Annotated in this window: 12 protein-coding genes; 9 read left to right on the forward strand and 3 right to left on the reverse strand. The window is 69.1% G+C overall.

Going from position 1 to position 13,125, the window contains the following annotated elements; all coding sequences use genetic code 11:
- Window positions 1–117 precede the first annotated feature (117 nt).
- From WME95_RS07560 to WME95_RS07595, 8 genes are all read left to right on the forward strand, one after another.
- Window positions 118–366 carry a hypothetical protein gene (locus WME95_RS07560; RefSeq protein WP_437907743.1) on the forward strand — a complete coding sequence of 83 codons (249 nt, stop codon included), beginning with the start codon at window positions 118–120 and terminating at the stop codon, window positions 364–366.
- Between the two features lie 132 nt (window positions 367–498).
- Entirely contained in the window at window positions 499–2,028 is a 1,530-nt protein-coding gene (locus WME95_RS07565; protein WP_437907744.1) for an amidohydrolase family protein, read from the forward strand.
- A gap of 80 nt (window positions 2,029–2,108) precedes the next feature.
- Window positions 2,109–3,728, forward strand: coding sequence for a hypothetical protein (locus tag WME95_RS07570; protein ID WP_437907745.1), 1,620 nt, complete (start codon window positions 2,109–2,111; stop codon window positions 3,726–3,728).
- A 163-nt stretch (window positions 3,729–3,891) separates the two neighbouring features.
- Window positions 3,892–4,974, forward strand: coding sequence for an ABC transporter substrate-binding protein (locus WME95_RS07575; protein WP_437907746.1), 1,083 nt, complete (start codon window positions 3,892–3,894; stop codon window positions 4,972–4,974).
- Between the two features lie 63 nt (window positions 4,975–5,037).
- Window positions 5,038–5,898, forward strand: a complete 861-nt coding sequence (locus WME95_RS07580; protein WP_437550503.1) for an ABC transporter permease — start codon at window positions 5,038–5,040, stop codon at window positions 5,896–5,898.
- A gap of 23 nt (window positions 5,899–5,921) precedes the next feature.
- Window positions 5,922–6,704 (forward strand): ABC transporter permease, encoded by a 783-nt coding sequence (locus tag WME95_RS07585; RefSeq protein ID WP_012233958.1) that lies wholly within the window; start codon window positions 5,922–5,924, stop codon window positions 6,702–6,704.
- Window positions 6,705–6,782: 78 nt separating this feature from the next.
- Entirely contained in the window at window positions 6,783–7,538 is a 756-nt protein-coding gene (locus WME95_RS07590; protein ID WP_437907747.1) for an ABC transporter ATP-binding protein, read from the forward strand.
- 152 nt (window positions 7,539–7,690) lie between these two features.
- Window positions 7,691–8,842 carry a sigma-54 interaction domain-containing protein gene (locus tag WME95_RS07595; RefSeq protein ID WP_437910960.1) on the forward strand — a complete coding sequence of 384 codons (1,152 nt, stop codon included), beginning with the start codon at window positions 7,691–7,693 and terminating at the stop codon, window positions 8,840–8,842.
- An 81-nt stretch (window positions 8,843–8,923) separates the two neighbouring features.
- On the opposite strand, the gene WME95_RS07600 is transcribed toward WME95_RS07595, so the two are convergent.
- From WME95_RS07600 to WME95_RS07610, 3 genes are all read right to left on the reverse strand, one after another.
- Window positions 8,924–9,892, reverse strand: coding sequence for a hypothetical protein (locus tag WME95_RS07600; protein WP_437907748.1), 969 nt, complete (start codon window positions 9,890–9,892; stop codon window positions 8,924–8,926).
- Between the two features lie 309 nt (window positions 9,893–10,201).
- A complete protein-coding gene (locus WME95_RS07605; RefSeq protein ID WP_437907749.1) occupies window positions 10,202–10,660 on the reverse strand; it encodes a thioredoxin family protein in 459 nt (152 codons plus the stop codon).
- Window positions 10,661–10,779: 119 nt separating this feature from the next.
- The gene (locus tag WME95_RS07610) at window positions 10,780–11,238 is read right to left on the reverse strand and encodes an SRPBCC family protein (protein WP_437550511.1); all 459 of its coding nucleotides are present in this window, start codon (window positions 11,236–11,238) and stop codon (window positions 10,780–10,782) included.
- Window positions 11,239–11,454: 216 nt separating this feature from the next.
- Here WME95_RS07610 and WME95_RS07615 point away from each other — a divergent pair, with 216 nt between their 5' ends.
- Window positions 11,455–13,116, forward strand: coding sequence for an FG-GAP repeat domain-containing protein (locus WME95_RS07615; protein WP_437910961.1), 1,662 nt, complete (start codon window positions 11,455–11,457; stop codon window positions 13,114–13,116).
- The last annotated feature ends 9 nt before the right edge of the window (window positions 13,117–13,125 follow it).

Raw genomic sequence — 13,125 nt, forward strand, 5'->3', positions numbered from 1 at the left:
CGGTCACAGGGCCGAGCGCATCGATGGTGCTTCCGCCCGACCTGCCCTGCTGGCCACGGTGAAGGCTTGGTCCGCACAGTGCAATGCGTCAGGGCGATAGTCGATCTGAAGAAAGCCATGAAAGATCCAGTGATCGCGCTTCACGCGGTCTCATCCACCCTCGCGATCACGACCCTGACGAACGCCCTCCCGGGCGCGCCAGACGTCGTGTGGCGTCGGGTCGCGACGCGCCCTGCGCTCGGCGCGCAAGCGCGCTCCGCGGCGCTCCCCCGGCGCTCGCGGCGGCTCGCGCCCCGCCGGATCGGCGCTGACGTCGAGCGATGGACCGCCACGCGCTGTAGGGGCGCCGCGCTCGCGGCGCTCTAGCTCGAAGGCCTCTCACATTCTCAGCACAGGAGCGGGCGCCTGGTCGGCGCGCGGCCTCGTGCGCCCTGGGCGCGGCTGCCCGGCGCCGATGGCCGCCGCGCGACCGCGCGATCGCGCCATGGAGTCATCGTCATGAGCGTCTCATCCTCTCACCTCTCGCTGAAAGACGGCAAGAAGACCTCTCGCTCGCGGGTTGTGCGCGACAAGCTCGATTATCCGGTGATCGACACCGATCTGCACACGATCGAGTTCGCGCCGATCCTCGAGGATTACATCGCGAAGTACGGCGGCGCGAGGTCCGTCGACGAGTTCCGCGACGCGATCAACCGGGGCTTCGGCTACCTGAGCAACGAGTGGTACGAGCTCACGCCCGAGCAGCGCGCGGCGCAGCGCTCGGTCCGCCCGCCGTGGTGGGCGCTGCCGACGAAGAACACCCTCGATCTCGCCACGGTGTCGCTGCCCGGGCTGCTTCACGAGCGGCTCGGCGAGTCGGGGACGGACTACGCGGTTCTCTTCCCGAACGTCTCCACGTTCGCCACCCACGTCGGCAAGGAGGACCTGCGCCGGGTGCTCATCCGCGCGGTCAACGCCTATCACGCCGACGTGTACCGGCCGTACGCCGACCGCCTCACGCCTGTCGCGGCCATCCCGCTGCACACGCCGGAGGAGGGCGTCGAAGAGCTGGAGTTCGCCGTGCGCGAGCTCGGCCTCAAGGTCGCCCTCATCCCGGGCAACCTCCGGCGGCCGATCCGGTCGGTGGCCGAGAAGTACCCGTCGCGGCACCACCCGGACGTCGCGCGGCACGCGAACTGGCTCGACACGTTCGGCGTGGACAGCGAGCACAACTACGACCCGTTCTGGGCCAAGGCGGTCGAGCTCAGGACGGTGCTGACCACCCACTCCGCCGGGATGGGGTGGACCAGCCGCAGCTCGGTGTCGAGCTACATGTACAACCACATCGGCCACTTCGCCTCCGCCTCCGAGGCGCTCGCGAAGTCGCTCTTCTTCAGCGGCGTGACCCGCCGGTTCCCCGATCTCCGCGTCGGCTTCCTCGAGGGAGGGGCGGCGTGGGGCGCGACGCTGTTCGCGGATCTGGTGGGGCACTGGGAGAAGCGCAATGGCAGGGCGGTCCAGAACTACAACCCCGATCTGATCGACGCGGAGCTGCTGTACGCGCTCTACCAGCAGTACGGCGGCGAGGAGGTCGGGGCGCGGCTCGGCGACATCCACGCTGTCCTCGGCGGGGCGCTCGGCGTCTCGAACAACTCGCGGAGACAGCCGCAGGACCCGGGCGCGCTCGACGACTTCGCGGCGGCGGGCATCGAGCGGATCGAGGACATCCGCGACAGGTACGTGCCGAACTTCTACTTCGGCTCGGAGGCGGACGACCCGACGATCGCGTACGCGTTCAACACGAAGGTCAACCCGCTCGGCGTGCAGCTCAACGCCTTCTGGGCGTCGGACAGCGGCCACTGGGACGTGCCGGATCTGACCGAGGTCCTCGCGGACACCTGGAGCCTCGTCGAGCGGGGGGCGCTCACGGAGGCGAACTTCCGCGATCTCGTGTTCACCCATCCATACAACTTCTTTGCCGGCAAGAACCCCGGCTTCTTCGCCGGGACCGCGGTCGAGCAGAAGCTGCGGAAGAGCAAGGCGGCCTGAACGTGGAGCGTCGGGCGGGGCGACGGAAGCGGCCCCGCCCGACGGTAGCTGTGAATCAACGAACCCCTCTGGATCCATTCATGCGTTTGCTCGACCGCTCAAGAACCGCCATCTCATCGATCCTCGCGACGGCCGTCGTCCTTTGCGTGACGCAGGCGAGCGCGCAGAACCCGCCCGGCAGAGCCCAGGGTGAACGCCCCGCGCCTGCGCCCGCCGGCGCGGCCCCTGCGCCCGCCGGTGCGGCTCAGGCGCCTGCCGGCGCGGCCCCTGCGCCCGCTGGCGCGGCCCGTACGCCGGCCGCCGTGCCTCCCGCGGGCCCTGCGCCCGCTGGCGCGGCTGCGGCGCCTGCTGGCGCAGCCCCCGCCGCGCCGGGCGCCGCGACCGCCGCCCCGGCTGCTCCCGGCGCCACCCCCGGCGCGCCGGACCCCGGCGCTCCGCCCGCGGGCGACGCAGCCGCGGAGGCCTTCGTCGAGCCGGATCCCAACGCCGTCACGCGCGACGACCTGCAAGGGCTCGTCACCGACCTCGAGAACTTCAAGTTCCAGTGGCAGCGAGAGCGCGACCTCCACACCGCCCTCTCGACCCGCTCCCTCCTCGTCGGCGGCGTCATCCAGGCGCGCATCGGATGGACGGAGCAGCCGGTGAACACGGCGACCTCGAAGGATCGCAAGGTGACGTTCGACACGGGCGCCGCGACCCTCACGTTCAATGGCATCCTCTACAAGGACTACGAGGAAGGTCGCAACCTGACCTACTCGGTGCGCTTCGGCGCCTCGCCCCAGCAGGCGAGCAACAACAGCTTCCTCAACCTGCTGGACGCCCAGCTGGCGTACTCCGTGCTCCCCACCCTCGCCCCCGAGGACTGGGTCCTGCAGGTCACCCTGGGCCAGCAGCTCCTGCCCTTCGGGCTGGAGGTCCCCGCGAGCGAGGAGCTGAAGCCGGTGATCACCAACGCGCAGTTCACGACGAAGCTCGGGCTGAACCGGCGCGACCTCGGGCTCATCGTCCGCGGCGACGTGCTGCCGCAGGTGGACTACGGCTACAACTACCGGGCGGCCCTCCTCGCCTACGCGATCGGCATCATCAACGGGAGCGGGCCGAACACGCCCGACGACAACAGCGAGAAGGACATCATCGGCCGCCTCGCGTTCACCGTGCCGTCCGACTACAACTCCCTCCTCCGCCAGATCACGCTCGGCGGGAGCGCGTACATCGGCTGGCAGAACACGTTCCTCAAGGACGAGAAGAAGACGCTGTCCGGCAAGGGCGTCAAGCGCCGCTTCGGCGGCGACATCTACTACAACCACTATCCGATCGGCGTCACCTACGAGTTCATCTACGGCCAGGACGACGTGACGCTCGGGACGACGGCGGAGGACCCCCGGAAGACGAGGCAAACCAGCCTGTCGCACGTGGCGACCTTCTTCTACAACTGGGGCGAGCAGTTCCTGAGGGGCTACCGCAACCAGGGCCGCTACGACGACTGGTGGCCGAAGACCTACCAGCCGTTCCTCCGCGTCGACCTCTTCGACCCCAGCACCGAGGTGCAAGAGAACCGGGTCGACGTCTACACGCTCGGCTTCAACGTCTTCTTCGCGGAGACGACGAAGTTCCAGCTCAACGTCAACCGCCGAGACGACCGCACGAGCACCGAGGGGGCCAAACACGAGGTACTAACCCAACTCCAAGGCGCCTTCTAGAGGGGGGCTCGCCCGCTTCGGATACGGGCCCACCTCGGCGTTTTCGGTGCTCGGCGTACGTGAGTACGCCTGCGCGCCGAAAACGCCGATCTGGGCCCGTCTCCTGTGCGGGCGAGCCCCCCTCTGGCGGCGGTGCGTGGCAAGGAAAGCAGAGAGGAGAATTATGAGACGAGCTTTGATTTTTGTGCAGATGTTGGTCGCGGTGATTTTGACGTTGTCGGCGCATGTGGCGCGGGCGGAGGCGCCTGGCGTTATCCGGGTGGCGTTTGCGGGGGTGGGGATCGGGAACCGGCCTTTTGTGGGCGGTAGCAGCTTGAGCGTGGTGCACGCGCGGGGGCTCCTGGAGGAGGAGTTCAAGAAGGACAATATCAAGATCGAGTGGTCCTTCTTCAAGGGGGCCGGGCCCGCGGTCAACGAGGCGTACGCGAACCGGCTGCTCGATTTCGCGCTCCAGGGAGACCTGCCGTCGAGCATCGGCAGGGCAGGGGGGCTCAAGACCAAGCTCCTCGCGGGGGTGTCGACGAGGCAGCATACGTACCTCGCCGTCCCGGCGGACTCGTCGATCGCGTCGCTCGCGGACCTCAAGGGGAAGAAGGTCGCCCTCTTCAAGGGCACGAACCTGCAGCTCGCCGTCAACAAGATCCTCGCGGGCAGCGGGCTGTCGGAGCGCGATCTCCGGATCCTCAACATGGACAGCGCGACCGCGAAGGCGGCGCTGGCGACGAGAGACATCGACGCCGCCTTCGGCGGGTACGACCTGCTCACGCTCCAGGATCAGGGGGTCGCCAAGATCGTCTACTCGACGAAGAACGACTCGCCGGCCTACCTGCGGCACGCCCACCTGATCGTCACCGAGGACTTCGCGAACAAGTATCCCGACATCACGAGGCGCGTCGTCAAGGTCGTCGTGCAGGCCGCCCACTGGATCGCGCAGAACGAGGCCAACCCGGCGCCGATCTACCAGCTCTGGTCCAAGTCGGGGGTGCCGTACTCGAACTTCAAGGCAGATCAGACGGGCGACTCGCTCAAGGTGCGCGCGAGCCCGCTGTTCGATGAATACCTGATCTCCCGCTACAAGGCGGCCGTCGCCGACGCGAAGCGGTTCGGGCTGATCAGGAACACCTTCGACGTCGACTCCTGGATCGATCTGCGGTTCCTGAACGCGGCGCTGAAGGAGCTGAACCTCGAGGGCTACTGGCCCGAGTTCGACGTGAACGGGAAGGTCAAGCACCCCGGGAGGTCATGAGAGGAGCGCGCGGCGAAGGGGCCTAGCGCAGGGGCGGAACGCCACGAGAGAAAGGCAACCAAGATGACGCAGCAGGGAATTCAAGAAAGCCAGACCCAGGCCGGCTACAAGCTCGCGGCGCCCGACGTGGCGCTGCCCGCGGGCGGCGCCTCCCGGCTCCTGTCGCGGAAGGTGGGCAACGTCGCCGTGGGGCTCGTCTTCCCGGCGGCGCTCCTCCTCGCGTGGAGCTACGCCTCGCAGCGCGAGCTGATACCGGCGCAGATCCTGCCCGCGCCAGGGCTCGTCGTGCAGACGCTGACCGAGCTCGCGAGCTCGGGCGATCTGCACACGAACATCGCCATCAGCCTCGGTCGCGTCCTCGGCGGCTTCGCCGCGGGCGGCGCGGCGGGCCTGGCGCTCGGTATCGCCATGGGGCTCTCGCGGCGGATCGAGGAGCACGTCCACCCGCTCTTCAAGGCGCTCGCGCAGGTCCCCGCGCTCGCGTGGCTGCCGCTGGTCATGATGGTGGCGGGGATCGGCGAGTCGCTCAAGCTGATCCTCATCGCGCAGGCGAGCCTCATCCCGGTGGCGATCAACACGTTCGAGGGCATCAAGAACGTGCCGAGATCGTACATCGAGGTGGCCCGGGTCTTCCGCTTCAGCCATGCTCAGCTGCTCCGGAAGGTCGTGCTCCCCGCCGCGGTGCCGTCCATCGCCGTCGGCGTCCGTTACGGCCTGACGCAGGCGTGGCTGTCGCTCGTCACGGTCGAGCTCCTGGCCTCGTCCGAGGGCGTCGGGTTCCTGATCGTCTGGGGCCGCCAGCTGTTCCAGCTCGACGTGGTGCTGGCGGCGATCCTCGTCGTGGGGATCGTCGGGCTCGCGCTCGACAAGGGGCTCGAGGCGATCGAGGCCCGCCTCCTCCGCTGGCGGCGCGCCGCCCTCTAACACCTCACCGAAGAACCCACACGATGAGCGCCATCACCCATGCTCTGATCCAGCCGCGGCTGCGGCGCGGCCTGGTCCTGCCCGTCCTGCTGTTCGTCGCGTGGCTCGTGGTCTGCCGCTACGAGCTCGCCAACACCCGCATCCTGGTCCCGCCGCTCGCGGTCTGGAAGGCCGCGAGCGCGCTGCACGAGAGCGGCGATCTCTGGGCACACCTGCGCGCCAGCCTCGTCCGGGATCTCCTTGGGCTCGCGCTCGGGATCGTCGCGGGCGGCGCCGTCGGCGGTCTGCTCGCCGTCTCGCGCACCGCCGACAAGCTGTTCTCACCGAGCTTCCACGCGGCGAAGCAGGTCGCGCTGTTCGCGTGGATCCCGCTCATGTCGGTGTGGCTCGGCGTGGGCGAGCAGGCGAAGATCGCCTTCATCGCGCTCTCCGCCTTCTACCCGGTCGTCGTGAACACCTATGAAGGCGTGCGCAGCGTCGGTGTCGAGCACATCGAGGTGGCGCGGGTGCTCCGCTTCTCGCGGTGGCAGACCCTCCGCAAGGTCATCCTGCCGTCCGCCGCGCCGTCGCTCTTCGCGGGCGTGCACCAGGGGCTCATCTACGCGTGGCTCGGCACGCTCGGGGCCGAGTACCTGCTCGAGCCCGCCCCCGGGATCGGCAGCCTGATGGTGGACGGGCGCGAGCGCTTCGCCATGGATGTCGTGCTGGTCGGGCTGATCGTGTCCGGCCTCGTGGGCTTCGGCCTGAACGCGCTGGCCAAGGCCGCGGAAGACCGCCTGTTGCGATGGCGCGTCCGCGGCGTGTGAACGTCGCCAACGTCGTCAACGTCGTCAACGTCGTCAACGTCTGATTCCGTCTGCTTCATCTGCTTCGAGGAGGAACTCATGGGCTCGCCTGGAGTCATCAACATTCGCGATGTCAGCAAGAAGTACGTGGTCAAGGACAAGCCCCTCGAGGTCCTCCGGGGGATCGGCCTGACCATTCACCCCGGCGAGTTCATCAGCGTCGTGGGCACGAGCGGTTGCGGCAAATCGACGCTCCTGCGGCTCCTCGTCGGGCTGGACGGCGACTACGAAGGCGACATCCTCGTCGGCGGCGCGCGCGTCGAGGGGACGAGCCTCGATCGGGGCATCGTCTTCCAGGAGCACCGGCTCTTCCCCTGGCTCACCATCGAGCAGAACGTCGCGCTCGGGCTCGAGAGCTCGGCGTGGACGCACGCCGAGAAGGCCCGCGCGGTCGACGAGCACCTCGAGCTCGTGGGCCTGTCCGGGTTCAAGCGGGCGTACCCGCACCAGCTGTCCGGCGGGATGGCCCAGCGGGCGGCGATCGCGCGAGGGCTGGTCAACCGGCCAGGCATCCTGCTGCTCGACGAGCCGTTCGGCGCGCTCGACGCGCTGACCCGCGCGAAGCTGCAGCAGGAGCTCCAGCGCATCTGGCAGGAGGAGAAGATCACCATGATCCTCGTCACGCACGACGTCGAGGAGGCGGTGTTCCTCGGCGATCGCGTCGTCGTGCTCGAGCCCCGGCCCGGGAGGATCAAGCAGGTCGTCCCCGTCAGCGCGCCGCGCCCGAGGTCCCGCACCGATCACGAGATCAAGGCCCTCGTCGACGAGGTGCGCGGCTACCTCCTCGAGGCCTAGCGCGACGGATCGAGGCGCAGCGTGACGGAAGGCCCGAAGTCCTCTGGGACAACCGGTGGGGCCGCGCCAGAGAAAGATCTCTGGCGTATGGCAGGGCCATCCGTTATAATGGACGAACCATCCGCTATCATGGTGAGTTGAGCCCGATGACGATGCCCTTGCTCACGCTTCCCAACACGAGCTCGTTGGCCCTTTCTGTGCGCGCCAAGGCGCTTGTCTTCGAGGATCCGCGCTCGCAGGCGATCCTCGATCGGATCCGGCAGCTCTCGCCGAGCGACGCGACGTTGCTCGTGACGGGGGAGACCGGCACGGGCAAGGAGATCGTGGCCCGTCACATCCACACGCTGAGCCACCGGCGGGGGCGGCCCTTCGTGGCGGTCAATTGCGGCGCCTGGTCGGAGTCGCTCGTCGAGAGCGAGCTGTTCGGCCACGAGAAGGGCGCCTTCACGGGGGCGACGACCTCGAAGGCCGGGTGGTTCGAGGCCGCGGAAGGCGGGACGCTGTTCCTCGACGAGATCGGGGATCTGTCGCTGCCGCTCCAGGTCAAGCTGCTCCGCGTGCTGCAGGAGCGCGAGGTGGTGCGGCTCGGCTCGCGCCAGCCGATCGCGATCGACGTGCGGCTCATCGCGGCGACCAACGTGAACCTGGAGGAGGCGGTGATCGCGCGGAAGTTCCGCGAGGATCTCTTCTACCGGCTCAACGTGGCGACGCTGGCGCTCCCGCCGCTGCGCGAGCGGCCGGGCGACATCCTCCCGCTGGCGCGCTACTTCCTCGAGCTCTACGCCCACCGGCTCGGCTCGGGGCCGGCCGTGCTCACGGCGGAGGCGACGGCGCGGCTCCTCGGGCACCCGTGGCCCGGGAACATCCGGGAGATCGAGAACGCGATGCACCACGCGCTCCTGGTCTGCAAAGGCCAGGAGGTCACCCCGGCGGATCTGCGCCTGACGGCGCTCCAGCCGAAGGCCGGGGCCAGCATTCCTCCGCCGGAGCAGGGGGCGACGGACGCCGTGTCCCAGGTCAGGCCGACGGCGCTGGAGGGCGCGCTGCTCGCGCTGTTCGAGCAGAACCTGCCGAACCTGCACGAGCAGATCGAGGAGACGATCATCCGGACGGCGTACCGCTACTGCGATCGCAACCAGCTCCAGACGGCCAGGCTGCTCGGCATCAGCAGGAACATCGTGCGCGCGCGGCTCGCGCAGTTCGGGGAGCTGGCGCGCTACCGGGCGTCGCGCGGCGGGACGGCGGCCGCCGCGTTCGGGCGAGGGGAGGCGAGCTCCGCGCCGCGCGCCCCGGGGACGACCTGAGCGAACGCCGAGCCAGCGCGTCGGCTCGGCTGTGCTGGCCCGGCGGGTGCGCTGAGGCGAGCGAGGCCGGCGGGGGGCGCCTCAGGAGCGCGACGGGGAGGCCGGCCGGGGACGACCCGGCGTGCGGGGGCGAGCCCTCGCGCCCGAGGCCTTCATTCCGAGGGCCTCTCGCACCGTCGTGGCCGTGGCCGCCTGCGCGATCCACCGATCGAGCTTCGCCGCGTCGGCGCAGGCCCGGATGCGCGCCTCGTCGTTCTCCGAGGGGGAGAGCCCGCGCGCCCGCAGCAGCGTGAGCAGCGCGTCTTGACGGCCCTTGGCCTCGCCCTCGACCCGGCCCTTGGCCTCGCCCTCGGCCCGGCCCTTGGCCTCGCCCTCGGCCCGGCCCTTCTTCCGTCCCTGTGCTTCGAGGAAGAGGCGAAGCTTCCGGGCAGCGGGTGTCTCCGGGATCTTGTCGGGATTCATCGAGGCCTCTCTGAGGAACTCCAGCATTCGCTCGCTGAGCACGGAGAGGATCGCACGCTGCTGGGCCCGTCGCAACGCGCGCGGCAGCCTCTCGGTCAGCTCGAACGCGCGCTCGACGACGGCGCGCGCCGCAGGCCCATGGCGGTGCTGCATGGCCCAGGCCGCGAAGAGCGCGAGCTCCGGGTGGCGCTCGTCGAGCAGCGCCTTGCCCTCGGCGTGGCCGAGGTGGAGCACGACCGGCTTGAGCTGGAGCAAGGTCCCGAGGCGCGTCCGCACGCACGCCACGCGCTCGGCCCAGCGGGCGACGGCGCGGCGCGCGGTGATGACGATCACGTCGCCGAGCGCGCCGGTCTGACTGAAGAGCAGGCTGGCCGCGAGCGGCCACCGGCGGCGCTTGGCCGGGTCGACGCTGCGTTGCAGCTCGACCAGGACCCAGCGGCGCCGGCCGCCATGAAGGACGAGATCGAGCCGCAGCTCCGCCGGCTTCACGAAGCGGAGCGTGGCGTCGGCGGGCTTGAGGCGCCGCGGCAGCCGCACGCCGGTGAGCTTGGAGACGAGCGCGCCGAGCAGCCCCGGCTGCTCACGCAATGCGACGATCAAAACCTCGTGCGGTGTGCTCGGCACGGCGCGTGACTACGCCGAAAGGGTGGTGAGCGGCCAAGTTCTGCTTGCCTCCCGCGCCCACCTCACACCAGCACATCGGGGGCACGCAGAAATCCAAATGGCTGCGTCAACCGACCCGGAATGAACCAATTCTTCAACGCCACGCTTGCGTCGCCGGACGCGCAACGCTCGATTGAAGACGCCCTGATGACGTCGACCAGGCGCGTCGCGTCACCCGCTCTTCTCGGCTCCCAGCTCCCCAGCTCCGCTCCCTCCGCGGCCCGCGGCGCGGGCTCAAACGTGGCTCGCGCGCGTGGAGGGCTGCCCGGCCCTGGTCTCGATCCAGCGCTCCAGATCGGCGCGCGACGTCACGCCGCTGCGGCGATCGAGCTCTCGCCCTCCGCTGAAGAGCACGAAGGTGGGCACCCCCTGGATGCGCCGGCGCCCGGCTTCCGCCGGATCGGCGTCAGTGTCGAGCTTGAGGACGAGCACCTTGCCCGCATTCCTGCGGCCGAGCTCGTCGAGGGCCGGCGCGACGACGCGGCACGGGCCGCACCAGGTGGCCCAGTAGTCGACAAGGACGGGGACAGGAGAGCTCGCAATCGCCTGTTCGAGCGCGGCCCCGTCCACCGGCTGCGGAGCCCCCGTCGTGTCGAGGTGAGCCTTGCAGCGGCCACAGACGGGCCGATCCTTGATCCGCTGGTCCGCAACCCGGTTGATCGAGCCGCAACGGCCGCAACGGTAGATAGCCATGCTCCTTCTCCTTGCCGTCGCCGCGAGCCGCGGCACTGGGAGCAACTTGGGTCCGGCGTACGCCTTGGCAACCGGGGGACGTGCGGGCCGTGCGGCGGACGCGGCGGTCGGCGAGCGGGCTACCGCGGCGGGGCTTCGCAGGCCCGTCGCGTCACCTCGTGGCGGTAATCGAACATCCGCTCCAGCTTGCGCCGGACGAAGAGGCCGCCGCCGAGCTGGCCGAGCGCGCCGAGCGGGAGCTCGTACTCCACGCGGTCCGTGAGGTAGCAGCCGCCCGAGCCGTCGGGGTCCATGCGGTGCGTGTGCACCCAGCGCTTGAACGGCCCGCTGCGCTGCGTGTCCTGGAACATCCGCCCCCGCTCGTACTGCGTGTGCTCCGCGACCCAGCGCAGCGGGACGGGGCCGACGCGCGTCTCCACGACCACGCGCGCGCCGACGAGGATGCCGCCGGTCTTCTCCAGCACGCGCGCGTGCTCCCAGGGGGGCGTGAGGCGCTCGAGGGCGTCGGGCTGCTCGTGGAAGGCGAAGACCCGCTCGGGGGGCGCGGCGATGCGCGTGCGCTTCTCGAAGATGGGCATGGCGCGAGGATGGATCGCGGCGCGCAGTCGCGCCCGCGCGGCGTGCAGCGCTCGTCATGGGCTCGTGCCTGCATCCCGGAAGAGAGCGATCTCCACCGCTCCCAGACCGAGAGCCAGTGCGAGCGAGTCGCTTGACCTTCATGAACCCCCATGATTTCATGGCATCTCATGCGAGCTGGTGCGAAAGGTGGAGTTCATCGAGCCGGTGCGGTGGCGATGGTCGCCATCGGCCTGGTCACCGGCTGCGGCCAGATTCTGGGCCTCGATGAGTTCGTCGATATCGCCGGCCGCGGCGGCGACGCGGGAGCGGGCGGCAGCGGATCGACGTCGTCCGTCGGGGGTGACGGCGGCTCCGGAGAGCCGCCGTCGGTGCCCGTCCTGCGGCTCCCGAAGAACGATGCCTATCTCGGCGCCCTGCGCAAGAGCGGCTCGAAGCGACCCCGGTTCGTGTGGGAGGCCTCCGTGTCGCCCACCGACGCGCCCATCGAGTACGAGCTACAGTACAGCGCCGATCCAGATATGACGGACGCGATCTCGGCCACCACGGAACACACCGAGTTCCAGCCGGAGGAGGATCTGCCGATAGCGCTCCTGCCGCCCGTCGGGCGGCGCTATTACTGGCGCGTGCGCGCCTGCTCGCGAGACTCCTGCTCGGAGTTCTCGCGGGCGCGATGGATCAACGTCGGCCGAGCCAGGTGCGATTACAACGCCGATGGCTATGACGATATCGCTATAAGTGCATACAGCTTCGTGGCCGAGAATGCGATCTACTTCTACTATGGGGCGCCTCTTGAGCAGCTCGGCATGGACGACGATGGCCTGGTGTTCAGCCCGAACGGCCGGAACGATGGTTTCGGGATGTCCCTGTCGTGCGCGGGCGACGTGGACGGCGACGGCTATGCCGATGCGCTGACGGGAGCAACCTATCACGATAAGGCATACATTTACCGCGGTGGTGGCGGCGATCGGTTCAGGGCAGACTACGAGACACTCGAAGGGATCTCGGCGCTGGGTGAGCTAGGTCCCTACGTCGCTTCTGCCGGTGATGTCAACGGAGATGGGTTCGGCGATGTGCTCGTCTCGGGAACCGGCTTTTCTGAGCCGACCGCTTACGTGTACCTGGGAGGCTCGGCAGCGCTCGACGGGCCCATTGCGCTAGAGTTTGGTCAGAGCGTGGAGAGCGCGGGCAGCGTTGGTACGATGGTGTCGTCGGCCGGCGACGTCAATGGCGACGGATTCTCGGATGTCATGGTGTTGTTCTACTCGTCCGACGGCGACGTCGTGCGCATTTACCATGGGAACCCCGGCAAAGGGTTCGATACCACACCCAAAGTAGAGCTGGTCGATCCGTCCGGTGGCTCAAGGTTCGCAAGGTCGCTCGACGCCGCTGGCGACGTCAATGGCGACGGCTTCGGCGACGTCATCCTCGGGTCGTACGAGACGAGCCACGCGTACCTCTACCTCGGCGGACCTCAGGGGTTGAGCTCCGCGCCGGACGTCACGCTCGCAGGCGACGACGCGTTCGGCATCACCGTTGCTGGGGTGGGCGATCTCAACAACGACGGGTTCGACGATTTCGCCGTCGCGGACCGCTCCCCGAAGGTGCTTGTCTACCTCGGTGGCAATGAGTCGGAGCTGGACGAACCGGATACGGCCATATACAGAGACGCCATCGAAGACAGGACAGGACAGCGCCTTGGCTCTCCCGGTGATATCAACGGCGACGGGTACTCGGATCTCACGATCGCGATCACGGAGGAGAACATCGTCTATTTGTACCTCGGTGGTTCGGTCATCGCAGATCCCAAGGTCGAGGACACCTCGATCTCACAGCCGCCGGGGGACAGAGAGTTCGGCTTCGCCGTGGCGCACCGCTGACGCGTGCCT

The organism is Sorangium sp. So ce327 (assembly GCF_051530205.1).
Taxonomy (GTDB): Bacteria; Myxococcota_A; Polyangia; order Polyangiales; family Polyangiaceae; genus Sorangium; species Sorangium cellulosum_B.